The sequence below is a fragment of the Mesorhizobium sp. LSHC420B00 genome (genome assembly GCF_000503055.1).
Classification (GTDB): domain Bacteria; phylum Pseudomonadota; class Alphaproteobacteria; order Rhizobiales; family Rhizobiaceae; genus Mesorhizobium.
On record NZ_AYVY01000001.1, the window covers coordinates 187,630 to 210,807 of the forward strand.

At 63.1% G+C, this 23,178-nt stretch carries 27 protein-coding genes; 13 read left to right on the forward strand and 14 right to left on the reverse strand.

Translation table 11 applies throughout. The features are described 5' to 3' along the window. Positions 1-122 precede the first annotated feature (122 nt). Both X760_RS41645 and X760_RS41650 read left to right on the forward strand, forming a co-directional pair. On the forward strand, positions 123-302 hold the full coding sequence (locus X760_RS41645) for a hypothetical protein (RefSeq protein WP_031193315.1): 180 nt from the start codon (positions 123-125) through the stop codon (positions 300-302). Positions 303-305: 3 nt separating this feature from the next. Further along, entirely contained in the window at positions 306-524 is a 219-nt protein-coding gene (locus tag X760_RS41650; protein ID WP_023716641.1) for a hypothetical protein, read from the forward strand. A gap of 42 nt (positions 525-566) precedes the next feature. On the opposite strand, the gene X760_RS41655 is transcribed toward X760_RS41650, so the two are convergent. Continuing rightward, entirely contained in the window at positions 567-842 is a 276-nt protein-coding gene (locus X760_RS41655) for a hypothetical protein (RefSeq protein WP_023716642.1), read from the reverse strand. 438 nt (positions 843-1,280) lie between these two features. Here X760_RS41655 and X760_RS41660 point away from each other — a divergent pair, with 438 nt between their 5' ends. From X760_RS41660 to X760_RS41695, 9 genes are all read left to right on the forward strand, one after another. Then, on the forward strand, positions 1,281-1,997 hold the full coding sequence (locus X760_RS41660; RefSeq protein WP_023716643.1) for a GntR family transcriptional regulator: 717 nt from the start codon (positions 1,281-1,283) through the stop codon (positions 1,995-1,997). Further along, a complete protein-coding gene (locus X760_RS41665) occupies positions 1,997-3,091 on the forward strand; it encodes an LLM class flavin-dependent oxidoreductase (RefSeq protein WP_023716644.1) in 1,095 nt (364 codons plus the stop codon). The genes X760_RS41660 and X760_RS41665 overlap by 1 nt, the downstream gene beginning before the upstream one ends. 33 nt (positions 3,092-3,124) lie before the next feature. After that, positions 3,125-3,631 carry a flavin reductase family protein gene (locus tag X760_RS0136860; protein ID WP_023716645.1) on the forward strand — a complete coding sequence of 169 codons (507 nt, stop codon included), beginning with the start codon at positions 3,125-3,127 and terminating at the stop codon, positions 3,629-3,631. 80 nt (positions 3,632-3,711) lie between these two features. Beyond that, a complete protein-coding gene (gene dctP, locus X760_RS41670) occupies positions 3,712-4,689 on the forward strand; it encodes a TRAP transporter substrate-binding protein DctP (RefSeq protein ID WP_023716646.1) in 978 nt (325 codons plus the stop codon). 79 nt (positions 4,690-4,768) lie between these two features. Further along, entirely contained in the window at positions 4,769-5,281 is a 513-nt protein-coding gene (locus tag X760_RS41675; RefSeq protein WP_023716647.1) for a TRAP transporter small permease, read from the forward strand. Positions 5,282-5,284: 3 nt separating this feature from the next. Then, positions 5,285-6,595 (forward strand): TRAP transporter large permease subunit, encoded by a 1,311-nt coding sequence (locus X760_RS41680; RefSeq protein WP_023716648.1) that lies wholly within the window; start codon positions 5,285-5,287, stop codon positions 6,593-6,595. 26 nt (positions 6,596-6,621) lie between these two features. Beyond that, entirely contained in the window at positions 6,622-7,335 is a 714-nt protein-coding gene (locus X760_RS41685) for a hypothetical protein (protein ID WP_023716649.1), read from the forward strand. 43 nt (positions 7,336-7,378) lie between these two features. Further along, the gene (locus tag X760_RS41690) at positions 7,379-8,137 is read left to right on the forward strand and encodes an aldolase/citrate lyase family protein (RefSeq protein WP_023716650.1); all 759 of its coding nucleotides are present in this window, start codon (positions 7,379-7,381) and stop codon (positions 8,135-8,137) included. A 12-nt stretch (positions 8,138-8,149) separates the two neighbouring features. Continuing rightward, on the forward strand, positions 8,150-9,106 hold the full coding sequence (locus X760_RS41695) for a C-terminal binding protein (RefSeq protein ID WP_023716651.1): 957 nt from the start codon (positions 8,150-8,152) through the stop codon (positions 9,104-9,106). A 239-nt stretch (positions 9,107-9,345) separates the two neighbouring features. Here the strand turns inward: X760_RS41695 and X760_RS41700 are convergent, their stop codons facing one another. From X760_RS41700 to X760_RS41735, 8 genes are all read right to left on the reverse strand, one after another. After that, positions 9,346-9,777, reverse strand: coding sequence for a MaoC/PaaZ C-terminal domain-containing protein (locus X760_RS41700; RefSeq protein ID WP_051409582.1), 432 nt, complete (start codon positions 9,775-9,777; stop codon positions 9,346-9,348). A gap of 49 nt (positions 9,778-9,826) precedes the next feature. Beyond that, positions 9,827-10,903, reverse strand: coding sequence for a Gfo/Idh/MocA family oxidoreductase (locus X760_RS41705; RefSeq protein ID WP_023716653.1), 1,077 nt, complete (start codon positions 10,901-10,903; stop codon positions 9,827-9,829). Further along, entirely contained in the window at positions 10,896-11,225 is a 330-nt protein-coding gene (locus X760_RS41710) for an L-rhamnose mutarotase (RefSeq protein WP_023676093.1), read from the reverse strand. The genes X760_RS41705 and X760_RS41710 overlap by 8 nt, the downstream gene beginning before the upstream one ends. A gap of 9 nt (positions 11,226-11,234) precedes the next feature. Continuing rightward, positions 11,235-12,347, reverse strand: coding sequence for a mandelate racemase/muconate lactonizing enzyme family protein (locus tag X760_RS41715; protein WP_023716654.1), 1,113 nt, complete (start codon positions 12,345-12,347; stop codon positions 11,235-11,237). Between the two features lie 4 nt (positions 12,348-12,351). Then, the gene (gene ugpC, locus X760_RS41720; protein WP_023716655.1) at positions 12,352-13,449 is read right to left on the reverse strand and encodes a sn-glycerol-3-phosphate ABC transporter ATP-binding protein UgpC; all 1,098 of its coding nucleotides are present in this window, start codon (positions 13,447-13,449) and stop codon (positions 12,352-12,354) included. Position 13,450: 1 nt separating this feature from the next. After that, positions 13,451-14,317 (reverse strand): carbohydrate ABC transporter permease, encoded by an 867-nt coding sequence (locus X760_RS41725; RefSeq protein ID WP_023716656.1) that lies wholly within the window; start codon positions 14,315-14,317, stop codon positions 13,451-13,453. A gap of 2 nt (positions 14,318-14,319) precedes the next feature. After that, complete coding sequence (locus X760_RS41730) at positions 14,320-15,216, reverse strand: sugar ABC transporter permease (RefSeq protein WP_023716657.1); 897 nt, start codon at positions 15,214-15,216, stop codon at positions 14,320-14,322. Between the two features lie 142 nt (positions 15,217-15,358). After that, positions 15,359-16,678, reverse strand: a complete 1,320-nt coding sequence (locus tag X760_RS41735; RefSeq protein ID WP_023716658.1) for a sugar ABC transporter substrate-binding protein — start codon at positions 16,676-16,678, stop codon at positions 15,359-15,361. Positions 16,679-16,836: 158 nt separating this feature from the next. Here X760_RS41735 and X760_RS41740 point away from each other — a divergent pair, with 158 nt between their 5' ends. After that, positions 16,837-17,625, forward strand: coding sequence for an IclR family transcriptional regulator (locus tag X760_RS41740; RefSeq protein WP_023716659.1), 789 nt, complete (start codon positions 16,837-16,839; stop codon positions 17,623-17,625). Between the two features lie 67 nt (positions 17,626-17,692). Further along, on the forward strand, positions 17,693-18,529 hold the full coding sequence (locus tag X760_RS41745) for an amidohydrolase (RefSeq protein ID WP_023716660.1): 837 nt from the start codon (positions 17,693-17,695) through the stop codon (positions 18,527-18,529). Positions 18,530-18,534: 5 nt separating this feature from the next. Here X760_RS41745 and X760_RS41750 read toward each other — a convergent pair whose 3' ends face one another. The 5 genes from X760_RS41750 to X760_RS41770 are packed head-to-tail and all read right to left on the reverse strand — an operon-like array spanning position 18,535 to position 23,171. Continuing rightward, positions 18,535-19,500: an ABC transporter permease gene (locus X760_RS41750; RefSeq protein ID WP_023716661.1), complete on the reverse strand. Its 966-nt coding sequence runs from the start codon at positions 19,498-19,500 to the stop codon at positions 18,535-18,537. A 5-nt stretch (positions 19,501-19,505) separates the two neighbouring features. Further along, entirely contained in the window at positions 19,506-20,456 is a 951-nt protein-coding gene (locus X760_RS41755) for an ABC transporter permease (RefSeq protein WP_023716662.1), read from the reverse strand. Beyond that, complete coding sequence (locus X760_RS41760) at positions 20,453-21,196, reverse strand: ATP-binding cassette domain-containing protein (protein ID WP_023716663.1); 744 nt, start codon at positions 21,194-21,196, stop codon at positions 20,453-20,455. The genes X760_RS41755 and X760_RS41760 overlap by 4 nt, the downstream gene beginning before the upstream one ends. Further along, positions 21,189-21,926, reverse strand: a complete 738-nt coding sequence (locus tag X760_RS41765) for an ATP-binding cassette domain-containing protein (RefSeq protein ID WP_023716664.1) — start codon at positions 21,924-21,926, stop codon at positions 21,189-21,191. Before X760_RS41765 ends, X760_RS41760 begins: the two co-directional genes overlap by 8 nt. Positions 21,927-21,983: 57 nt before the next feature. Continuing rightward, positions 21,984-23,171 carry an ABC transporter substrate-binding protein gene (locus X760_RS41770; protein WP_023716665.1) on the reverse strand — a complete coding sequence of 396 codons (1,188 nt, stop codon included), beginning with the start codon at positions 23,169-23,171 and terminating at the stop codon, positions 21,984-21,986. Positions 23,172-23,178: the final 7 nt, after the last annotated feature.

The following is a 23,178-nucleotide window of genomic DNA, read 5'->3' on the forward strand; positions in this document are numbered from 1 at the left end:
CCTGCCGCCGGCCCCAAGCCACGGCCTGTGGACCCGGCTCGTTGCGGCAATCACCGTTCGTATCGGACCCTCGGGAACCTTTCTCCCGAGCCGCTTGTTTGGGTGGCGGAAGGAGAAACGCCATGAGCACAAAACCTCCCCCTGTGCCGCCGAAGAATCTGAGCCCAAAGGGGGCCGGTGACAAAAAATCGGTAGCAGCCGACCAGGCACCGCAATCCACCGTCCCCGATCCCGACAAACAGGGTCAGCAAGGCAATACGAAGGTCAACACCACCCATCAAGGCAACGTCCAGGATCGCTAGGTCATGTCCACGTCGAAGAAAACTCCTGCCAGCATCCGCCAGGGCGGTCCCGGCGCCGCGCACGAAAACGCCAAGAAGCCGCTGAGCGTCGAAAAGCCGCCGGCCGATTCAGACCTGCGCAGCCACAGCAAGGTCTCCGGCGGCGGCGGCGAACGCGACAGCCACCATACCCATGACCCCGAAAAGAAAGGCGACACTCGGCCGGCGCATCAGAACAAGTGAAGTCGGGCGGCGACGCGACGACCGATGGGCTCGAGCGAAGTGTCAGCGGGGACGGCGCGCCAAGGCAATCGGCACGACGTTGTCGAGATTTGCTACCGGGACCACCGGCAAGTCGAACAGCATCGGAAGCCCCCGCGTCGCGGCCATTTCCACGATCAGCTCCTCGATGGAGTGATCGGTCAGAAGGGTCTCGACGCCCAGCCGGATCATCACAGCCAGCTTGTGCACCGGCACCGGCACGGACTTCGCCCGGTCATCGAGCAACTTGCTGATTTCGATCACGACGTCGGCGTCGATATTCCTGGGCAAGTCTCGCATAAGCGCCTCCCCGCCAAACGAAACGAAAAGCCCGCCGCACCTTTCGATACGGCGGGCGATCCAGTAATGCGCACCGGCGAGGGGATCGGGGGTGGGCGTGCCGGCGCGCGCAGATCGCAAGTAATTTTAGTTAAATCCGCCAACTTCGATGTGTCACGGAAAAACGTCTGTACGTTTTTTACCGAACCGCGCCCTGTACCCGCCGTCGCGCGGCGCGGCAGCACAGACGGCGCGATCCTCTGCCCTCCGGACAGCGAGCTCAAACAGTATACATTATAGACTTGAAATATCTTGCCAGGTGATCCAGCCTGTGCTTCACTTGAGCCGGGAACATGGCTGACAGGTCGATTTCTGCCGATATATGGCTGCATTTCAACGGCACGACTGCGAGATCACAGCCTCAAACGATATACGAAATCTTCGCATGGGAAGGCGTGGATGACGGAAACGATAGAGCTCAAACGGGTTGGCGATGGCAATCTGCGTGCCCAGGTCTATCAACAAGTCCGGCTGACGATACAGCATGGCGAATTGGCGCCTGGCCAGAAGCTGGTCGATGTCGATATTGCCGCCCGGCTCGGCATTTCCAGAATGCCTGTCCGCGACGCCTTGATGCAGTTGGTGCATGAGGGCTATCTCGTCGGCACCACACGCGGCTTCACGCTGCCCACGCTTACCGCAACGGATGTCGCCGACATCTTCGAGGTCCGCCGGTTGCTCGAGCCGCGGGCCGCCGCGCACGCCGCACGGACACTTGACGCCGCTGGCCTCAAGACCCTGGCAGCCGCGCTCCGGGAGGCAGAGGCTGCGGCCGCAGATGGCGATGCCGACCGCTTTTTCCAGGCCAATTCGGCATTCAGGAATTGTTGGCTTGGCGCGGTCGCGAACGAGCGTCTTTCACAAACGATTGCCCGCTTCGTCGACCATGTACTCGTCGTCCGTTTAAGGACGCTGTCGCACCAGCCGACGCAGGCCGTTATCGTGGCCGGCATGCGCGCCATCTACGAGGCATTCGTCAAGCGCGACGCCGTCGCCGCTTACGACCGCATGACCCACTTCATTCAGAACGCCGAGGAGCGTTTCATGAAGCTGAGCCCACCGTTTCAAAACTCCGACGGCGAGGGCAAGAGCATGTCACGGCGGGGGAAATCATGATCAGGAAGCAGCACCCGCTGAAAGGGCCGAACAGGTTCAAGCTCGGCGTCTTTTCCATGAACGCCGATGGCGGCCTGGCAATGACCACCGTCCCCGAGCGCTGGCGTGCCCGCTGGGAAGACAACCTCAACTCCGCCTGCATCGCCGATCGCGCCGGCCTCGAGTTTCTGCTGCCGATCGCCCGCTGGCGCGGCTTCGGCGGTTTGACGCATGTGCGGGAATGGTCGTTCGAGACGTTCACCTGGGCGGCGGGTCTTGCTGTCGCCACCGAAAACATCGGCCTGTTCATGACGGTGCATGTGCCGCTGGTTCATCCGCTGCAGGCTGCAAAAGCGCTGGCGACGGTCGACCACATCTCCAACGGGCGTGCCGGCTTGAACATCGTCTGCGGCTGGAACCCGGACGAGTTCGCCATGTTCGGGCAGACGGTCGGCGAGCGGACCTACGATCAGGCCGAGGAATGGATCAACATCATCGTGCGTGCCTATCAATCGAGGGAGCCGTTCGACTTCAGCGGCGAGTTCTACGATCTGAAGGGGGTCGTCAGCCGCCCGCCAAGCCTGCAGGCGCCGCGACCGGTGACCATGAACGCCGCCTTCGGCGCGCCGGGGCGCAACTATGCGGCGCGCCACTGCGACTACCTGTTTTCGACTTTTTCCGAAATTGCCGACGGCCGTGCGCATGTGGTCGACATCACCAACCGAGCGGCCGAAGTCGGACGCGAAGTCGGCGTCTATACGGTTTGTCACGTCGTCTGCCGGGAAACCCAGCAGGAAGCCGAGGATTATTACCGGCATTACGCGCTGGAATGCGCGGACGAGGGCGCCGTCGACGAGCATATGCGCAAGAAGAAGGAATTCGCGAACTCGCATGATGCGAAGGCCTTCACCGAATATCGGCAAAGGTTCGCCGGCGGTGCTGGAACTTTCCCGCTCATCGGCACGCCGGAAAAGATCGTCGACGACCTCACTGCGATCATGGACCAGGGTTATTCCGGCGCCGCCCTCACATTCGTCAACTATACCTACGAATTGCCCTTCTTCTGCGACCGCGTGCTGCCGCTGATGCGCCAGGCCGGGCTTCGAGTAAATTGATGCCGGCGGCCGCCATTCCGACGCCGTGGGTGGATGGACACGACGCCATCAATCCGCGCGCCTTCAAGCAGGCAATGCGGGCCGTGGCGGGCTCNCATCCTCGCGTCGGAACATGACGAGATCGGCTTTTGCGGCATCACGGCGACGGCACTCTGCTCGTTCAGTGCCGAGCCGCCTTCGCTGCTGGCCTGCGTCAACCGCAGCAGCACCTTTGCCTCGGCCATTCGCGAAGGCTTGCCCTTTTCGGTCAATCTGCCAGCCGGCGACCAGGAGAACGTTGTGCGTGCCTTTGGCGGCATGACCAAAGCCAAGGGGGCCGCGCGGTTCTCGTCCGGATCATGGGTGCGTGGCGAAACCGGCGCGCCCTTGCTTGTCGGCGCGCGGGCAATGTTCGAATGCCGGGTGGCCGAAATCATTGTGCGGGCGTCGCACATGATCGTCATCGGCATCGTCTCAGGCGTCGCGCTGGACCGCGCTGACCGATCGCCGGTCTTCTACGCACATGGACGGTTCCTGACAGTAGGAGATGATGCCAGTTAACCGCCGTTCGCGTGGCGGCGCAGCGATTGTAATTTTCAGATCGGCCCGATCATGGGCGAACTATCAAAGGGAGTACGGCAATGCGCATTTGGAAATCCCTTGTTCTGGCTGCACTCCTGTCGGGTGTGGCGGGTATCGCCCCGGCCGAGGAGGTCGTCCTCAACGCCGTGCATTTTACGCCGACGCAGAACGGCTACGCCCAGAGCTTCCTGAAGTTCGTTCAGAAGGTGAACGAAAAGGGCAAGGGTGTGGTCCAGATCAACGTGCGTGGCGGGCCGGAGGTCATTCCGCCGATCCAGCAGGGCGCGGCGCTCAGGAGCGGCCTGATCGACGTGATCGACACGCCGGCAGGGCAGTTCCTCGAGCTCGTGCCCGAAGGCGAGGTGTTCTCCGCATCGACAAAGACGCCGTGGGAGGTTCGCGAGAATGGCGGCTGGGACTTCATCAGCGGAATTTTCGAGAAGAAGGCCAATGCCCATCTGCTGGCGCATGTCGACGCGGGCTCGGGCTTCAATGTCTTCACCATCGACGAACCCAAGCTCAACAGCGAAGGCAGCATCGACTGGAGCAGCCTGAAGATCCGCTCGTCGCCGCTCTATCGCGATTTCCTTGAATCCCTGGGCGCAACGGTGATCGTGCAAGCGCCAGGGGACGTCTACACCTCGCTCGAGCGCGGCGTCGTCAATGCCAACGCCTATACCGTGTTTGGCTATGCGTCGTTCGGCTGGGACAAGTTCACCAAATACCGTGTCGACCCGCAATTCTTCAAAACCGACGTGCTGATCTCGATCAACAAGGCCAAATGGGACACGCTGTCGCCCGAGGCGCAGAAGCTGCTTGCCGACACGGCCGTCGAATACGAGCGCGCGAGCTATGACGCCAATCTTGCCGAGTCGGAAAAGCAGGCACAGGCGATGATCGACGGCGGGCAGAAGGTGATCAGCTTGACCGGTGCCGGCCGCGACAAATTCCTGGCGGCTGCCACGCAGGCGAGCTGGGCGAGAATGGCCAAACGCGATCCCACCAACATCGATCAGTTGAAGAAATTCTTCCAGTAGCCGAGCGGAGGCTGCCTTGTAAGCCCTCCATCAAAGCTGGGCAAAAGCGGGGCAACGGTGGACATGAGGGTCGTCGGACATGGACAGATTGTTTGCAGCGATTGCGAAGCTGAGCCTTGCGTTGGCGGCGACGGCAAAAGTGGTGCTTGGCCTCATCATCGTCGCGGTGGTTGCTGATGTATGCGTCCGCAATCTGGGCCTGAGGCCGCTTGCCTGGGCAGTATCGGCGACGGAATACGGCCTGCTTTACGCGGCATTCCTGCCGATGCCCTGGCTGGTCCACAGCAAGGGCCATGTCTTCGTCGAGTTCCTGCGCAAGGCGCTGCCGATGCGGGCTCGGGCGGTGCTTGAAAAACTGGTCTATCTCGCCTGCATCGGCGTCAGCCTCTACCTTGGCAGCGTCGCCTTGTTTTCCCTGACAAGCGCCGTGGCGGGCGGCGAATATGAAACGCGCAGTTTCGACATGCCGAAATGGCTGGTCTTTCTGCCCATCATGCTCGCCTTCTACCTCTCTGCGCTGGAATGGCTCAGATATCTCCTCGGCCGTGACACGCTGTACACGCTCGATCCGCTGGAAATGGAAGGGCTCTGACCGGTGGCCTGGCTGTTTCCATTCGCCGTGCTTGTTGGCACCATCCTCGTGTTGATGGGGCTTGGGCTGCCGGTCGCCTTCGCTTTCTTCGTCACCAATGTGATCGGGCTGTACCTGTTCTTCGGCGGTTCGATCGGCGTGACGCAGATGGTCGCCAACTTCTCCGACGCCGTCTCGACCTATGCGCTCGCTCCGCTGCCGATGTTTCTTGTCATGGGCAGCCTGTTCTTCCGCTCCGGCCTCGGCGAGAAGGTCATCTACGCGCTCGACCTGTGCATCGGCAATCTGCGCGGACGCCTCGCTTATGTCGTTCTCGCCGCCGGCACAATCTTTTCCGCGCTGTCGGGCTCGAGCCTCGCCAATACCGGCATGATGGGTTCGCTGATGGTGCCGGAGATGCTGAAGCGGGGCTACAAGCCGCATATGGCCTACGGCCCGGTGCTTGGCGCCGGAAGCCTTGCCGTCATCATCCCGCCATCCTCGCTGGCCGTCTTGCTCGGCTCGCTGGCCCAGATCGACGTAGGCGCGCTGCTCATAGCGGGGGCTTTGCCCGGGCTGCTCCTCGTTGTCATGTACGCGGCGCTGATCTTCGCACAGACGAAGATCGATCCGGACGCCTCTCCGCACTATCCGGTGCCCGCCGTTCCTGCGGCCGAGAAGGTGAGGGCGGTTGCCGTCAACATCATTCCGATGAGCGTCATCGTGTTCATGGTGGTTGGCACGATCATCCTTGGAATAGCGACGCCGACGGAATCGGCGGGGCTCGGCTGTGCCGCCGTGTTCGCCTTGTTGTTTGTCTACCGGCGGTTCAGCTGGGCGGTTGTCTGGAGGTCGCTGGACGATGCGATGAAGGTCACCGGCATGACCTTCCTGATCATCTCGGCTTCGACGACGTTTTCGCAGATATTCGCCTTCTCCGGCGCCTCCAACGGCTTTATCCAGTTCATCGTCGGCTATGATCTTGGACCGTATCCCATGCTGCTCATGATGGTGCTCGTCATCCTGCTGCTCGGCATGTTCATGGATCAGGTCTCGATGATGCTGATCACGCTGCCGATCTTCCTGCCGATCGCCCACCAATTCGGCTACGAGCCGGTATGGTTCGGGCTGATCCTGCTGCTCGCCTACGAGGTCGGCTTCACCACGCCGCCGTTTGGTCTGCTGCTGTTCATCATGATCGGTGTTGCGCCGAAAGGCACATCGCTCAAGACGGTTGCCATGTCAGCGGCACCCTACATCGCGCTGACGCTTTTGCTGATCCTGCTGATTGTCCTCTTTCCGCAGATCGCTCTCTTTCTTCCGAATTTGATCTAGTCGAACTCGATCCAGCAGGTGTCCAAATGCGCTTTGCCTATCTTGCTTTCTTCCATGATGACCGCGAGGCAAATTTGGCCATCGCCGGTGAAGACGTTGATGCCGTGCGGCGGGTGATTGCATCGACGCCGGGCCTTGCGCTTGCAAACATCTATCTGCCCGAAGTGGCGACGGACATGTTCAACAAGGATGGCCCACCGCCGGTCTTTGGCTTCCAGCTCTATTTCGACGAATTGGCGGACATGGAGGCGGCGCTGGCGCCGTCCGGCCATCTGCAGGCGCTTGCCGCACCGGGTATGCTGTCGAGCGTCGCCGGTTCGAGGCCGACGCAACAGGCTATGTGCGTGCGTCCGTTTCCCGTCGACGACGCTGGCGTCCAGACGTCGGGACTCCCCTGCAGCTATCTTGTCCACTATCCCGGGCCGGCCGAAGACATGAATGTCTGGCTCTACCACTATGTGACGCATCATCCGCAATTGATGCGGGGCTTCCCCGGCATTCGCCACATCGAGGTTCTGTCGCGACTGGATTGGTGCGGTTCGCTGCCCTGGCCGCGCATCGACCATATGCAGCGCAACCGGGTCATGTTCGACAGCCCCGCGGCATTGACGCACGCCCTGCAGTCGCCGGCGCGGCTGGAGATGCGCGCCGACTACAAGACTTTCCCGCCGTTTTCAGGCGGCAGCCGGCATTTCCCGATGTCGACGGAAGCCGTGCATCCTTTGCCGCGGGCCACATAGCGCAAACAGGTTTTGCCGACGCCGAAAAATCTCTGGAGATTTCATGTACGACTTTCGCAAGAAATGTGTCTCTCTCGATCGCCTCATCGGCACGTTCTGCGCCATCCCGCACCCGGTGGCGGTCGAAGTGGCGGCCGCCAGCGGGGTCGATTTCCTGTGCATCGACTGGGAGCATTCGCAGATCGGCCGCGAACGGCTCGAGGATCTGGTTCGCGCCGCCGATGTCCACAAGGTTCCCGCGATGGTGCGCGTTCCCGGCCACACGCCGGAATGGATGGCGGCCGCGCTCGACGCCGGCGCGTCGGGCGTCCTGGTACCCCGCGTCTCGACGGCCGAGCAAGCCCGCATGGTGGTCATGGCCTGCCGTTACCCGCCGGTCGGCGCACGCGGTGTCGGCCCGGGCCGCGCCGCCGGCTATGGCTACAGGATTCCGGACTACCTCAAATCGGCCAACGAGGTCCTGACGGTCGCCATCCAGGTCGAGACGGCAGAGGGCCTGGCCAACATCGACGACATCGTCCAGGTCGACGGCGTCGACGTGGTCTTCATTGGCCCCGGCGACCTGTCGGTCTCGATCGACGCCATGGGGCCGGCCGGCCAGGACAAGCTCAATGCCGCGATTACCAGGATTGCGGCCGTAGCGCGCGCGGCCGGCAAGGCCGTCGGCATCTTTCGCCCTTCGGCGGATGATGTCGGCAAATGGTCGCGGCACGGCATCAGCTTCTACATGCTGGCCAGCGACACGATGTTTCTCGGCGCCGGCCTTGCCGCCGGCGTCGCCTCGGCGCGCAGCGCCTCATAGCAAGAGTTTGCCATGAAGATCATCAAGACCGACGGTGTGCTGTCAGTCGAGGAGGAGCAGCTGCGCTACCTCGACGGCTTGAGCGCCGAGTTTGTCGAAAAGACGCTGCTCACAGAAGATGCCCTGATCGAACACTGCCGCGACGCCGACGCATTGATGGTATTGCGGGAGCCGATCACGGCTCGCGTTTTGGCGGAACTGAAGAACCTCAAGGTCATCGGGCGGTTCGGCGTAGGGCTCGACTCGATCGACGTCGAGGCCGCTAGCCGTGCCGGTGTTCAGGTAACCTACGTGCCGGACGCCAATCTGGTGGAAGTCAGCACCCACGCCATGGCCCTGATCCTGGCCTTGGCGCGCAGGCTGAAGCAGTTCGACAGCGCGGTGCGCGCCGGCCGCTGGGCGGCGATGACCGACGGTGCCGGCATCACGCGGCCGGACAGGCAGATTCTCGGGCTGATCGGCTTCGGCCAGATCGGGCGCCTGACTGCCGAGCGGGCGCGGGTCTTCGGCTATCATATCATCGCCTACGACCCGCATATGCCGGCAGAGCGCATCACGGCCGGCGGTGCCGAACCGGTCGGCTTCGACGAGCTGCTAGCCAGGGCCGACATCGTCTCGCTGCACGTTCCAGCGACACCGGAGACCAGAAACATCATGTCGGCGGATGCCCTGTCGCGGATGAAGGAAGGAGCGATATTCATTAACGTGTCCCGCGGCGGCCTCGTCGACGAGGTCGCGTTGGCGGATCTGATCCGGCGCGGCCATCTGGCAGGCGCGGGCATCGACACGTTCGAGCAGGAGCCGCCTTCGCCCGACAATCCGCTGCTGGCGCTGGACACCGTCCTGGTCAGTCCACACGCGGCGCACTACTCGACGCAATCTTACGCGGAGGTTCGCAACAAGGTGTTTGCCGACGTCGCAGCGGTCCTGCGCGGCGGCAAGGCGGTATATCCGGTCAACCGGGTGTGACCAATTCCCGATGCCGGCACCATCCGCTGCCTGCCGACAGTTCCACCTTAACGTTCCGGGGCAGGCAGCCTTGAGCGCGATCTCGGCAAGCGGATAAAGACGGGAACGGGTGAAGTGAATTCGCATTTTTTTGCGGACAGCGCCACATTTTGTTCTTGCTTTGTGCCGGCAGCTATGCTACTAATTTGCGTATGGTGCTGATTCGCACCGAGGACCCGCCGCAAGGCGGTTTTTTTGTTTCAGGTTTCGGGGCCGTCCGTCGAGGCCCTGCTCGGCTTGTCGCGACGCTCGACGATGTAGATGTGGTCGGCGACCAGCACCACGTTGCCATGCTGGTTGATCACCTCGCAGCGCTCGACGACCCGGCCTGAATCGGGCCGCTTCGGGTCGTCTTCCTTGGCCGAGATGGTGGCGCGGGTCTTGATCGTATCGCCGATGAACACCGGCTTGATGAAGCGCAGCCGGTCGTAGCCATAGGAGAAGGCGACCGGGTTGACGACGCTTGCTGTCAGCCCGACGCCGACGGAAAAGACCAGCGTGCCGTGCGCGATGCGCTGGCCGAACGGCGTCGTCTTCATGAACTCGGCGTCCATGTGATGGGGAAAGAAATCACCGGTATGGCCGGCATGGACGACGAAATCGGTCTCGGTGATGGTGCGCCCGCTGGTCATGCGCGACGAGCCGATCTGGTAGTCCTCGAAATAGACAGTCTGCTCCAAGTCAGGGCCTCGCCGCGATCGGTGTTGCCGGCGCCGCGCTCGATTGGTAGGCGGCTTCGACCAGCGCCATGGTGTTCCAGCCGTCCTCGACGGAACTGACAAGCTCGGCGTCCTCGCCCGACGCGTAGCGCTGGACATTGGCCATGCGGCCGGCAAAGGCGTCCGGAAACCATGCGCCGACGAGTGGAACCGCAATCCAGTCCTTGACGCCTTTGGGGTAGATTTCGAGGATGTCCGGCTCGCCGCGCGGATAGTCGAGGTTGACGCCCAATTTGAGGTAGGCGGCGCCTTCGGTGCCGCAGATGCGGAATTCGCAGGCCTGGTGTTTTCGACCGAATTTGTGATCGTGGTTGATCGACAGTGCACAGCGCACGGTGTCGCCATAGTCGAGGATCGCGCTGGTGCGCGTTTGCGCAACCTTATGGCCGGGATGGCCGAGCGTCTTGGCGTGAACCCCCTTGGGGTCGCCGAGCAATTGCCGGATCAGGTCGAGATAATGGATCGAATGCATGGCGATCTCGACGCGCGGCGCCTGCAACAGGAATTCCCAGAGCTGCCAGGGTGTCGCAAGCGCCAGCCATGCGTCGAAATCGACCACGTCGCCCAACCAGCCCTTGGCGATCGCATCCCTGAGCGACAGCATCATCGGTGCAAAGCGGAGCTGGAAGTTCACCGCCGCTTTGAGGTCTTTGGAGCGGCAGATTTCGAGGATCTCGGTCGCCTCGGTGAGATTGCTGCCCATCGGCTTCTGGATCAGCGCCACCGCACCATCGGGCAGCGCCCTGAGCACGCCGGCATGATAGGCCGGCGGTGTCGCCAGATCGAAGACGGCGTCCTTGATCGCAGCAGCTTCCTCGACCGACCGGTAAGCGGTGACGCCCCATTTCTGCGCCAGTTTTTCGGCCTTGGCCAGGTCGGGGTCGAAAAGCCCGGCAACCGGGAAACCGGCCTTCCCATAGGCCGGGAAATGCGCATCGCCGACGATCGAGCCGGCGCCGAAAATCACGATCGGCCTGGGCTTTGACGGCTGTGCCCAGGCCTGGGAGAGCGAGGCAGGATCGAAAATGTCATCAGTCATAATGGAAGACTTCGTCCATCGACGCCCACCACTCGCCCTCCTTGCGGGTCGGCAGCGGCTCCTGGCATGGCATGCACAGCGCCCACCATTCCTGCGTCGTGGGATCGGCGGCCATCTTGGCCATGTCGGCGGCATAGTCGGTGCCGTGGTACTCGAAGGTGCTGAACAAAAGGTGCTCCGGCTCCCTCAGATAAATCGAATAATTCTTGATGTTGCAGGCGGAAATCATCTTGAGGACGTCCGGCCAGACGGCGGCGTGAAGCCGCACATACTCGGCGACCTTCTCCGGCTTGAGGCCGAGCACCATTCCCATTCGCTGCATGTCCGCCTCCTATTTCACTATCGTCGTGGTGAATTCCGCGATGCTCTTCGCCTTGATCGCATCCCAGTCCCAGTCGATGCCGATGCCGGGCTCGTCCGGCGCCAATGCATGCCCGTCCTCGATACGCATTTTCTTGCCGGTCAGCTCGTCGAGCTGGGGAATATACTCGACATATCTGCCGTTCTGAACGGCGCATGTCAGGCTGACATGCAGTTCCATCAGGAAATGCGGGCAGACGGGGATGTCGAACGCCTCGGCCGCGTGCGCCACCTTCAGCCACGGCGTGATGCCGCCGATGCGGCCGACATCGACCTGCACGATCGAGCAAGCGCCCTTCTGCATATATTCGCGGAAATGCCGGATCGAATAGAGCGACTCGCCGACCGCGATCGGCGTCGACGTCGCACTCGACAGCCGCACATGGCCGTCAATGTCGTCGGCCGGCAGCGGTTCCTCGATCCAGGCGAGGTCGAGGTCGCGAAAGCGTTCGGCCCGGCGGATTGCCTCGTCGACCGAAAAGCCCTGGTTGCAGTCGGTCATGATCTCGTAGGAGTCTCCAACCGCCCGGCGCACCGCCGTCAGCCGAGTAAGATCCTCGGAACCGTGCGGCTTACCGATCTTGACCTTCGAGCCGCGAAAACCCTTGGCCTTGGCGGCCAGCGCATCCTCGACCAGCGCCTCGGTTTCGATATGCAGCCAGCCGCCTTCGGTCGTGTAGAGCGGGCAGCGGTCCTTGGCGCCGCCGGCCAGCTTCCACAGCGGCAGTCTCTGTTTCTTCGCCCGCAGGTCCCAAAGAGCAGTGTCGATGGTCGCCAGCGCGATTGCCGTGATCGCGCCGATCGTCGTGGCATGGGTGGCGAACTCCAACTCGCGCCAGACCGCCTCGATCATGTCGGCGTCGCGGCCGATCAGCCGCGGCGCAAGGTGGTCGGCCAGCAGTCGCATCACCGACGAGCCGCCGGTGCCGATCGTGTAGCTGTAGCCGGAGCCGACCGCGCCGTCGGCATCGGTGATGGTGACGATCGGTGTTTCCTGGCTGACAAAACTCTGGATGGCATCGGTGCGCTTGACCTTAGGCACCAAGTCGACCATGCGCAGTTCGACTTTCTCGATCTTTGCCATGATTTTAACCTCGCAATGTCTTGCCCGTTTCAGCAGAAAACAGATGGGCCTGCGACAGGTCCAGGCTCATCTTGACCCGGTCGCCGGCTTTGAGCGGCTTTGGATTGAGCATCCGTGATACCCAGTCGCTGCCGTTGAATTCGGCGAACACCAGCGTCTCATTGCCGAGCGGCTCGGTGACGGTCACCGGCAACTCGACCTGGTGGACGTCGACATCTTCGCCGGAGCTGATGCCGTGTCCGGTCGGATAGATGTCGTCGGGCCTGAGGCCGAACACGACCTTGTCGCCGGTTTCGACATTGGCTTTGAACTGGCTGGGCAGAGGCAGCTTCTCGCCGCTGGCGAACAGCAGCTGTCCGTCGTCGACAACCGCCTCATGCAGGTTCATCGGTGGCGAGCCGATGAAGCCCGCGACGAAGCGTGTCTGCGGCCGGCGGAAGACCTCGTCGGGTGTGCCGACCTGCTCGATAAAACCGTCACGCATGATGACGATGCGGTCCGCCAATGTCATCGCTTCGACCTGGTCATGGGTGACGTAGATCACCGTCGACTTGACCTTGGCGTGCAGCTTCTTGATCTCGGTGCGCATCTGCGTCCGAAGCTTGGCGTCGAGATTGGAAAGTGGCTCGTCGAACAGGAAGACATCGGGATCGCGCACGATGGCGCGGCCCATGGCCACGCGCTGGCGCTGTCCGCCGGACAGTTGCGACGGCCGGCGGTCGAGCAACTGGTCGAGGCCGAGAATGCCGGACGCTTCGGCGACGCGACGGTCCATTTCTTCTTTCGCGGCGCCGGCGATCTTGAGCGAGAAGCCGAGGTTTTCGCGCACCGTCATATGCGGATAGAGCGCGTAGGACTGGAACACCATCGAGATGTTGCGCGAGCGCGGCGGCAGGTCGTTGACCATGCGGCCGCCGATCTCGATGACGCCGTCGCTGATCGCCTCGAGGCCGGCGATCATGCGCAGGGTTGTCGACTTGCCGCAGCCGGACGGCCCGACCAGCGCGATGAACTCGCGGTCAGCGACCTCGAGATCGATGCCGTGCACCACCGCCACCGGGCCGTAGCTTTTGGTGAGATTCTTGAGCGATACGGTTGCCATGTCAGCCTTTCACCGCGCCGGAAGTGAGGCCGCCGACGAGGTGTTTCTGGACGATGAAGGTAAGCGTGAGCGCCGGTATGACCATGACCACGGCGAGCGCGCACATGCCGCGCCAGTCGATGGTGAATTCGGCCGTATAGTCGAGCAGGCCAACCGGCAGGGTCTTGGAGTTAATCGAGCGTGTCAGCTGCGAGGCCAGCGCGAACTCGTTCCACGAGGTGAGGAAGGCAAAGATTCCGGCCGAGGCGATGCCGGGCCCGGCGAGCGGAAACTCGACCTGCCAGAAGGCCTGCCAGCGCGTGCAGCCGTCGATCTGCGCCGCCTCGGCAAGGTCTTTCGGTACCTGGCGGAAAAAGCCGTCGATCAGCCAGATGGTGAAGGGCACATTGAGCGCGACATAGACCAGGATCAGCCCGAAATGCGTGTCGATGATGCCGAGCCGCGCAAAGACGAAGAACAGCGGCAGGGACAGTGCGATGCCGGGCACCGTGCGCGTCAGCATCAGGCCGAGAAACATCGCCGACTTGGCGTGGAAGCGATAGCGCGCAAAGGCATAGCCGCCCGCCATGCCGATGGCGATGGCGATCAGCGTCGAGGTCACCGAGATGATCAGCGAATTGCGGAAATAGTCGAGCACCGGAATGCCGCCCTTGCCGACGCCGCTGAACATGGCGACGTAGGCATCGAGCGAGAGTTGCTGCGGAATCCACACCGGCGGCTTGGCCATGATCTCGACAGTCGGCCGCAGCGACGACAGCACGATCCAGATGCCGGGCAGGCAGATGACCAGCATGGCCAGGAACAGCCCGATGCCATGGACGATCCGAAGCGCTTTGTTGCCGGCGCGATGCAGGCTGTTCTGGTCCATCCTCACCACTCCGCCGCGATCTGCGTGCGCGCCGCGGCGAGCTTGCGGTAGAAATAGACGGTGAACAGGATCGACAGCAGGATCGAGAAATAGGCCATGGCATTGGCCATGCCCATTCTGGCATCGCCATAGGCGGTGCGGGCGACCAGCGTCCAGACCAGCTCGGTGCGGCCGGCAGGGCCGCCGTCGGTCATGATCTTGACGATGTCGTACGCGCGCGCGACGTCGAGCGAGCGGATGGTCATGGCGATGAAGGCAAACGGCATGATGAACGGCCAGGTGACATAGCGGAATGTCTGCCATGGCGTGCAGCCGTCGACGCGGGCCGCCTCGACCGGTTCGCGCGGCATCGCCAGCAGCCCGGCTAGGATGAGGATCGCGAACACCGAAGTCGACGACCAGATCTCGGCGGTCAGGATGGCGATGAAGGCGAGATTGCCGTCGATCAGCCACGGGATGGCGCGATCGGTCAGGCCGAGCGCCTGCAGGGCGTTGTTCACCAGGCCGATATTGTCGTTGAACATGAATTTGAACTGGAAGCCGACGAGGATCGGCGAAAACATCATCGGAAACATCATGATGGTGCGCAGGACTCGCTGGCCGCGCGAAGCTTTTTCCACCAGCAGGGCCAGCCCGAGCCCGATCAGCATTTCCAGGTTGAGCGCCACCGTCAGCAGCACCACAGTACGGGCAAAGGCGATCCAGAAATCGCGGCTGGTCAGGATGGTGACGTAGTTGCGGGCGCCGATGAAGACCCAGAACGTCTCAGGCCTGGTCAGCCGGAACGGCGTGAAGCTGGAGTAGAGCGACAGCAGCAACGGCACCATCACCACGGCCGCCAGCACGATCACCGCCGGCAGCAGGAGCAGCAATGGTGGCGAGGGTCTCCAGCCTTTCATGGCGATCCGGTTCTGGTTGGTGCCCGGACACCGAAGCCCGCCATCGGCGAGCTGGGATCAAGACAAAGCGGGTTGCGCATGGTTCGAAAAAAGTTCGGGGGCGCCGCTCTTCAATGAGCGCGGCGCCCCCTTGGGAGAATGGTCAAAGCTTGCCGGCGTCCTCGAGGATCTGGGTGGCCTTGGCGGCAGCGTCGTCCAGCGCCTGCTTGGAGGTCTTGTCGCCAAGGATGGCGGCCTGCAATTCGGGATAGACGGCGTTGGAGATTTCGATCCATTCAGGTGTCTGCGGCACGGCGAAAGCGTGCTTTGCCTCTTCCTGGAAAGCCGCCAGCACTTCCTTCTTGTAAGGATCGTTTGCCGCCTGCTGGATGTCCCAGTCCCACACCGCCGTGCGGGTCGGCAGAGGTCCGCTTGCCGCCTCGAGCTTCTGGCTGTCCTCATTGGTCAGGAACCAGACCAGCGAAGCGGCCGCTTCCTTGCTGGCGCAGTTTTCGGTGACCGAAAACCCGTGGTGCCCCGACCAGCCGGTGCGAATGCCGGCCGATCCCTTCGGCGCCACCTTCACGCCGACATTGCCGGCGACCTTCGACGACTTTGGATCGTTGAAGAAGCCTGCCCAGCCCGGCCAGTCGAGGTTGATGGCGACGGTGCCCGAGGCAAAGCCCTGGCCGAGATCGTCCCACAGATAGTTGGTGGTGCCGGCCGGCACTGCCTTGGCCTTGTAAAGATTGACGAACCAGTCGAGCGCGTGCACGCCGGCCTCCGAATTGAATGCGGGCTTGCCGTCCTTGTCGAGGTACTCGCCACCGTCGGCGATGAGCATCTCGTAAAAACGGCCGTTGATCGCCTCTTCCTTGCCGGCGAACTGGGTGCCATAGAAATCGGGCGGGCTGGCGAAGAATTCCGCCTGCTGGGCGACCTCGTCCCAGGTGTCGGGCGGTGTCAGCTCCTTGCCGTACTTGGCCTTGTAGGCGGCCTTCTTGGCTTCATCCTGATAGAGGCTCTTCTGGTAATAGAGCGCCGAGACATCGAACTGCGCACGCGGCAGCATCACCAGCTTGCCGTCGAGCGTCGAGGCCTTGATCGTCGACGGCACGAAGGCGTCGATCTCCTCCTTCGGCAGCAGCTTGTTCAGGTCGGTGTAGATATCAGGATATTGCGGCGCGAAGGACGAGTGGTTCGAGCCGACGCACCAGTTGATGCTGCCGGAGGCGATGTCCGACTTGATCTCCTTGTCGAGCTCGAAGTGGTTCTTCTTCGAGATCACGTTGACCTTGGCGCCGGTCAGTTTTTCCCATTCGCCGATCCGCGCGTAGAGCCCTTCATATTGCTGGCCGCCGATCAGCTTGGCGTCGATGGTGACGCCGTCGAATTTGCCGGGCAGGTCGGCAGCAAGGGCAGCACTCGCACCAAATGCGAGCAGCGTTACGCCGGCCGACAGGCCGCAAAACAGTTTCGTCATTGGTATCCTCCCAAAGAGCCTGCATCGATCGCGTAGCGAGGTCGATCGGCAGCTTCATTCATATACAAACAAAACATTTATAGGATCGTCAAGCCGAAAGTTCTTTCGGAAGCAAGGCTGTTGCGTATATGAAAAGTGAAATTCACTGGAGAAGCGCAATGGCAGAGGACGAGGAAGACGACCGCTATCGAGCTCCGGCGCTGGACAAAGGGCTCGACATCCTCGAGCTGCTGGCCGGCGTCGACGGCGGCCTGACGCAGGCGGAAATCGCCAAGAAACTCGACCGCAGCCCGAATGAGTTCTATCGCATGCTGGATCGGCTGGTGCGGCGCGGCTACGTCACGCGGCCGGATGGCGACCGTTATTCGCTGACGCTCAAGCTGTTTGGCCTGGCGCAGCTGCACGCGCCAGTGCGCCGGCTGGTTTCCTATGCGACGCCGCTGATGCGCGAACTGGCCGAAACCTCACAGCAGGCAAACCAGCTTGTCGTCTTCGATCGCGGCTCCGCAGTGGTTATTGCCCAGCAGGAAGCGCCGGATTACTGGGGCATCTCTATCCGCGTCGGCTCGCATATCAGCCTGTTCGACACCGGGTCCGGTCATGTGCTGCTGGCGTTCCGCCCGCCGGAAGAGCGGCAGATGATGATCTCCGAACATCTGCGCAGCACCGACAAGCCACCGCAATCGCCAGAGTTTTTCGCCCGCCTCGACCAGATTCGTGAACGCGGCTACGAGATGATGGCGTCGATGCAGACGGCCGGCGTGTTCAACCTGTCGACACCCGTTCTCGGCTCGGACGGCAAGGCAATCGCCGCACTGTCGATCCCCTACATAACCCTGGTCAACGCACCCAAGGCGCCCGACATCACCAGGACGATAGAGCTGCTGCTGGCAGCGACCGAAAAGCTGTCGCAACTGGCGGGATCGACTGTCAAGCAATCGCGATGAATTCTTATTTGAATGAAGAATTTCTCCGTGAGATGATCTCGAAGTCGCCAAGGAGGAGCGCGCCGCCATGATCTTCGACACCCATCTGCACCTGATCGACCAGTCCGCCCTGCGCTATCCATGGCTGGCCGGCGTGCCGGCGCTCAACCGCGATTTCCCCTACGACGAATATGCAGTCCAGGCCCGTCGCGCTGGCATCGACGGCGCGTTCCATATGGAGGTCGATGTCGATCCAGCCGATATCGAGGCCGAAACCGGCCATGTCAAAGCGCTCTCGCGGCAAAAGGGCAGTTTGCTGAGGGGAGCGATTGCCTCCTGCCGTCCGGAGGAGCCCGGCTTTGCCGCTTATTTGGAAACGCAGCGCGCAGATCCTTTCGTCAAGGGCTTTCGCCGTGTGCTGCACGTCATGCCCGATGAGCTGTCGGAGGGCGCGCTGTTTCGTGAAAACATCAAGCGGCTAGCCGGCAGCGGCCTGACCTTCGATCTTGTCGTTCTGCCGCACCAGATCCCCAAGGCGATCGCACTCGCCGATCTCGCGCCGGATGTGCAGTTCGTGCTCGACCATTGCGGCGTGCCCGACATCAAGGGCGGTGCCGAGCACCCCTGGCGCGAGCATATGGCGGAGATCGCGCGGCGCCCGAACGTCGTCGGCAAAATTTCTGGTGTGGTCGCGTATGCGGATGCCGGATCCTGGACTGTCGAAACGCTGCGTTCCTACGTCGAGCACACCATCGAATGCTTCGGCTGGGACCGCGTCGTGTGGGGCAGCGACTGGCCGGTCTGCACGCTCGGCGGCGGGCTTGCGACCTGGATTGCGGCAACGCACGCGCTGCTCGCCGGTGCAAGCGATGACGAACGGCAAAAGCTGCTGTCCGGCAATGCAAAGCGGCTGTGGCGTTTGTAAGCGGCTCAGATCGTCGCCGACACGTGCCGCTCGCGGCCGTAGAGCGAAACCAGGAGCACGATGACCAGGCCAAGTGCCGCCTGCACGGTCGAAGGCCGGAAGCCGAGGCCGATCAGCAGCGTACTGATCTCAGTCAGCACCAGCACGCCGGCGATGGTGCCGAAATAGCTGCCGCGGCCACCGACAAGGGCGGCGCCGCCGACCACCACTGCCGCAATCGTCTGGAACAGATAGGGCTGGCCGACATCGCCATAGGCAGAGCCGGTGAAGCCGAGCAGCAGCACGCCGGCTGCGGCGGCGAAGAAGGCGCTCGCGGCATAGGTGACGGTCCACATTCGGACTGGATCGATCAGCGCCAGCGGCGCAGCACCTGGATTGCTGCCCAGCGCGTAGAGACGGCGCCCGTATCGCGTGCGCGCCAGCACCAGCGCCACCAGCAAGGTCAGCACCGCGACGCATGGCACCAGCCCCGGCACCGGCAGCGGTCCGACCGAACCGCCGATCGAAACGAAGGCGGAAACCGCTGCAGGCGCCGATCCGGATGGAAAGCCGCCGGTCCACAACAGGACGGCACCTTGCACGATCATGCCGACGCCGAGCGTGACGATCAGCGGGTGGATGTCGAGCCCGCGCGAGATCAGGCCGTTCAGCGCCCCGATCAGTATGGCGAGCACGCCGACGATCGCGCAGACAAGGGCAAAATTCCAGCCGCCGCCGTAGAGCTGCGCGGCAACGACATTGGCAAAGCCGATGATGAAGGGGATCGACAGATCGATGCCGCCGAGAATGACGACGAGGGTCTGGCCGATCGATGCCACCGCCAGCAGCGAGGCGATGACCAACAGCGCCCGGATGGCGAATGGCTGGGAATAGCCGGGAATGAGCAAGGTGCCAAGAAGATGCAAGGCGGCAGCGACGGCAAAGGCGCCGGCGACGCGGGCATTGGTAGACTGGAACCAGTTCCGGCTCATGCTTCTCAGCCTTTCCGCCCCGAGAGCCGCTCCTGCAGTGCCGTCATGATGACGGCCACGACCAGGATCGCGCCATAGGCGATCTGCAGCACATAGGTGGAGACGTTGAAGGCGGTCAGCACGCTCTGCAGCAGGAAGATGTCAATGGCGCCGATCGCAGCCCCGGCGAGCCCGCCGCGTCCGCCGGCAAGGCTGACGCCGCCGAGCGCTACCGCGGCAATCGCGATCAGTGTGTAGGTTGGCCCGATGTTGGGGTCGGCCGATCCGATTAGCGCGGTCAGCATCAGGCCGGCACAGGCGGCAAGTATGCCGGTCATGACATAGGCGATGAAACGGACTTTGGTGACCTGAACGCCGGCCGTGTAGGCGGCGCGGTCGTCGCTGCCCACCGCCATCAGCTGGTCGTAATAGGGCGTCTGCCGCACCAGCCACCAGAACAGGAAGATCAGCGCCAGCGGCAGTGCCGACCAGGGTCCGGCCATTGCCTTCAGCCAGCCCGGCGCCGGGCCGATCGGCGCTGGCAGGATGGTCAATGTCACGCCGGTGAGGATCAGGTAGGTGCCGAGCGTTGCAACGATCGGCTGAATGCGGACGATGGTCGCCAGAAAGCCGTTGGCGGCGCCGACGACCGCGCCGATCAGAAGCGCCGCCGGCACGATGACCAGCGGCGAAGACATCCCAAGCCTGAGAAACAGCACCTGGATCACCATCGCATTGACGAAGCCCATCAATGGCCCGACGGAAATGTCGATGCCGCCGCGCCCGGCGAGGATCACTGGAGCCGAGGCGAGCGCTGCGCCGATCAGCGGTGCGGCGAGCCCGATCAGCGCGCCCCAGGCGGCGGGATGGAAGCGCGCCGGATTGAGCAGCAGATTGACCGCGATCAGGATGACCAGCAGCACTGCCGCAAAGCCAGCGCCGCGCCATCGCGCCGCCATGCGCCGCAACCCGCTCATGCCGCGCGCCCGAACATGGCCGCGATCACCGTATCGCTTTTCATCTCGTCGCCGGTGATTTCAGCCGCGACCTGCTGTTCGCGGAACACCAGCACGCGATGGCAAAGCAGCAGAATCTCTTCGATCTCGCTCGACAGGATGACCAGAGCCATGCCGTCCGCCGCGAGCCCACGGAACACGTCATAAAGGACATGCCGTGTCGCCACGTCGACGCCGCGCGTCGGATCGTTGAGGAGCAGGATCGCCGGTTCCAGCGCCAGTGCACGGGCCAGCAGCACTTTCTGCTGATTGCCGCCCGACAGCGTGGTGATCGGCGCGTCCGGTCGCGGCGCGACGATGGACAACTTGTCCCGGTAGCTCTCATAGCGCTGCCGTCGCCCGGCGAAGCTGAGCAGGCCGTACCGCATGTCGCGCGACAACGTCGAAACGGCAAAATTGTCGAGTACCGATTGGGTCGGAAAGATGCCGGTGGTGCGCCGGTCGCGCGGCAAATAGGCGATGCCGCAGGCGACCGCTTTGCGGAAATTGGTGATCGCGCGCGCCCCGGTTGGCGCCTCGACGGTCACCTCGCCGCCAGCCGGGCGTTCCAGACCGGCCAGCACTTTCAGGAACCGCTCCTGTCCATGGCCGTCGAGACCGGCAAGGCCGACGATCTCGCCTGGCGCAATGGTTTGCGTCGTGGGGCTTACGCCGGGCGCGATCACCAGGCCGCGCACCGAAAGGCCGGCGCGATCAGCCATGCGCCAGCTCCGCCGCCGTACGAGGCGCCATCGCCCTGAGAAGTTCGGATGCGGTGGACGTGCCGCGTTCCTCGGTCGTCACCACGCTGCCGCCGCGCAGCACGGAAATCCGATCGGACAGCGCCCTCACCTCGTCCATGCGATGCGTGATGAACAGGATCAGGCAGCCTTCCGAAGCAAGCTTGCGCATCATGGCGAAAACCGCCTCGCGATCGGCAAAGTCTAGCGCCGCCGTCACCTCGTCGAGGATGAGAATGCGCGGGTTGCGGACCACGGCGCGGGCGAGCACTACCAATTGCTGAACGGCAAGCGGCAATTGGCCGGCCAACTGGTCGAGCGGGATCTCGGTCACTGCGAATTGTTTCAGCACCGCTTGGGCGCGCTGCCGCCGCTCGGCGCGCGGCACCGTGCGCGTCAGCAAGCCGTCGAGGCCGAGCAGGATGTTGTCCGTCACCGAACGGTCAGGCGCGATCAGCACTTCCTGAAATACGGTGGCCAACCCGGCGCCCTGGAACGCCGCCGGCGAGAGGCCGGCAAAGGGCGCTCCGTCGAGCAGGATCGCGCCGCTGTCCGGCTGGACGATCCCGGACAGCAGCTTGACCAGGGTACTCTTGCCCGAGCCGTTCTCGCCCAGGATGGTGTGGATCGTGCCGGCGCGGAACGCGATGGAGGCATTGGCCAGCGCAATCGTTTCGCCGTAGCGCTTCGAGATGGCCTGGACTTCCAGCATGAGCAATCCTGATGGAGAAGACCGGCACCGCCCGTGCGGAGCCGGCCTTCATAAATGCTACTTGGCGCAGGCGTCCGGCACCTTCGAATAATCCCAGCCCTTGGTCGGTGCCGGATTGGCGAAGTAGGCATCGAGCCATTCCTCCGGCATCGGATCCTTCGGCGGGACCGGGAAGATCGAGACGGCGTCCGGCGTCATGCAGTCCTTGTACCAGGCCCCGAGGTCGGCATTGTGCACCGGCGGAATCGGGATCAGCAGCGTGTTGAGCTTCGGCTTCTGCCCATCGAGCATGCGCACGCCGACACGAAACAGCGTCTCGGCCGTCCAGTGCGGCAGAACCGCATGGCCTTCGAAGCGGTATTTGTCGGGATTGGCCTTCCAGTAGCCGAGCGCATCGCCGGTGATCGAGCCGGTGATCAGCGGGGCAGGGCGGCCGGCTTCGGCAAAGGCCTCGGCGACGACTCGGCTTTCGCTGCCGGTCGTCCACACCGCATCGATCGGCGCCGGATTGGTGGCGATCGCCTGCAGCACCGCCGTCTTGGTGACATTGGCCGTCCAGTTGCCGTTGACGCTGCGCGAGACCTTGAGCTTTGAATTTTCGGCCAGCGCCTTGTCGCCGCCCTGGCGCTCCTGCACGACGATCGGATGGCCGGCGATGCCTTCGACCAGAAGCACGCTGCCGCCGTCCGGCATCGCCTTGCCGATCGCGGTCATCATGTCGTAGCCCCAGCGGGCATAGTTGGAATCGACATTGATGGCATTCGGGCTGGTCACCGACCCAGCCGCCGTGATGAACGGGATGCCGGCTTTGGCTGCGGCATCGATGGCATCGTCCAACGCCGTCGCCGAGCCGGGGATCGAGGTGATGATCGAGCATTTCTTATCGATGAAGGCGCGGATCTGGTTGATCTGCTGACTGGCGTCGTTGTTGGAATCCGACACTTCGAAACTCGCCACCGTGCCGTCGGCGATCAGCCCGTCGACCAGCCGCTTCAACTCCTTAGTGACGGTGACGCGCCACGGATTGCCCTGGTAGGACTCGGAGTGGCACCATTTCCACGGCTTTGGCGGCGGCGTGAAATTGTCCCAGGCCGACGGCAGCATCTTCTGCGGCGCGCCGTCATATTGCGCCTTCAGTTCGGTCGGCAATCCAGCAATCACGCCCGAAACGTCTTGAGCGCAGGCTATGGTCGTGAGCGATGCAAGTGCGGTTGCGGCCATAAGGCCGCGGATCAGGCTGTTCATGTTCTCC

What these genes read in the sequence shown, in the direction of transcription:
- X760_RS41645 (WP_031193315.1), top strand. Translation starts at nt 123, where the DNA reads ATGAGCACAAAACCTCCCCCTGTGCCGCCGAAGAATCTGAGCCCAAAG.
- X760_RS41650 (WP_023716641.1), top strand. Translation starts at nt 306, where the DNA reads ATGTCCACGTCGAAGAAAACTCCTGCCAGCATCCGCCAGGGCGGTCCC.
- X760_RS41655 (WP_023716642.1), bottom strand. Translation starts at nt 842, where the DNA reads ATGCGAGACTTGCCCAGGAATATCGACGCCGACGTCGTGATCGAAATC.
- X760_RS41660 (WP_023716643.1), top strand. Translation starts at nt 1,281, where the DNA reads ATGACGGAAACGATAGAGCTCAAACGGGTTGGCGATGGCAATCTGCGT.
- dctP (WP_023716646.1), top strand. Translation starts at nt 3,712, where the DNA reads ATGCGCATTTGGAAATCCCTTGTTCTGGCTGCACTCCTGTCGGGTGTG.
- X760_RS41675 (WP_023716647.1), top strand. Translation starts at nt 4,769, where the DNA reads ATGGACAGATTGTTTGCAGCGATTGCGAAGCTGAGCCTTGCGTTGGCG.
- X760_RS41685 (WP_023716649.1), top strand. Translation starts at nt 6,622, where the DNA reads ATGCGCTTTGCCTATCTTGCTTTCTTCCATGATGACCGCGAGGCAAAT.
- X760_RS41690 (WP_023716650.1), top strand. Translation starts at nt 7,379, where the DNA reads ATGTACGACTTTCGCAAGAAATGTGTCTCTCTCGATCGCCTCATCGGC.
- X760_RS41695 (WP_023716651.1), top strand. Translation starts at nt 8,150, where the DNA reads ATGAAGATCATCAAGACCGACGGTGTGCTGTCAGTCGAGGAGGAGCAG.
- X760_RS41700 (WP_051409582.1), bottom strand. Translation starts at nt 9,777, where the DNA reads ATGACCAGCGGGCGCACCATCACCGAGACCGATTTCGTCGTCCATGCC.
- X760_RS41705 (WP_023716653.1), bottom strand. Translation starts at nt 10,903, where the DNA reads ATGACTGATGACATTTTCGATCCTGCCTCGCTCTCCCAGGCCTGGGCA.
- X760_RS41710 (WP_023676093.1), bottom strand. Translation starts at nt 11,225, where the DNA reads ATGCAGCGAATGGGAATGGTGCTCGGCCTCAAGCCGGAGAAGGTCGCC.
- X760_RS41715 (WP_023716654.1), bottom strand. Translation starts at nt 12,347, where the DNA reads ATGGCAAAGATCGAGAAAGTCGAACTGCGCATGGTCGACTTGGTGCCT.
- ugpC (WP_023716655.1), bottom strand. Translation starts at nt 13,449, where the DNA reads ATGGCAACCGTATCGCTCAAGAATCTCACCAAAAGCTACGGCCCGGTG.
- X760_RS41725 (WP_023716656.1), bottom strand. Translation starts at nt 14,317, where the DNA reads ATGGACCAGAACAGCCTGCATCGCGCCGGCAACAAAGCGCTTCGGATC.
- X760_RS41730 (WP_023716657.1), bottom strand. Translation starts at nt 15,216, where the DNA reads ATGAAAGGCTGGAGACCCTCGCCACCATTGCTGCTCCTGCTGCCGGCG.
- X760_RS41735 (WP_023716658.1), bottom strand. Translation starts at nt 16,678, where the DNA reads ATGACGAAACTGTTTTGCGGCCTGTCGGCCGGCGTAACGCTGCTCGCA.
- X760_RS41740 (WP_023716659.1), top strand. Translation starts at nt 16,837, where the DNA reads ATGGCAGAGGACGAGGAAGACGACCGCTATCGAGCTCCGGCGCTGGAC.
- X760_RS41745 (WP_023716660.1), top strand. Translation starts at nt 17,693, where the DNA reads ATGATCTTCGACACCCATCTGCACCTGATCGACCAGTCCGCCCTGCGC.
- X760_RS41750 (WP_023716661.1), bottom strand. Translation starts at nt 19,500, where the DNA reads ATGAGCCGGAACTGGTTCCAGTCTACCAATGCCCGCGTCGCCGGCGCC.
- X760_RS41755 (WP_023716662.1), bottom strand. Translation starts at nt 20,456, where the DNA reads ATGAGCGGGTTGCGGCGCATGGCGGCGCGATGGCGCGGCGCTGGCTTT.
- X760_RS41760 (WP_023716663.1), bottom strand. Translation starts at nt 21,196, where the DNA reads ATGGCTGATCGCGCCGGCCTTTCGGTGCGCGGCCTGGTGATCGCGCCC.
- X760_RS41765 (WP_023716664.1), bottom strand. Translation starts at nt 21,926, where the DNA reads ATGCTGGAAGTCCAGGCCATCTCGAAGCGCTACGGCGAAACGATTGCG.
- X760_RS41770 (WP_023716665.1), bottom strand. Translation starts at nt 23,171, where the DNA reads ATGAACAGCCTGATCCGCGGCCTTATGGCCGCAACCGCACTTGCATCG.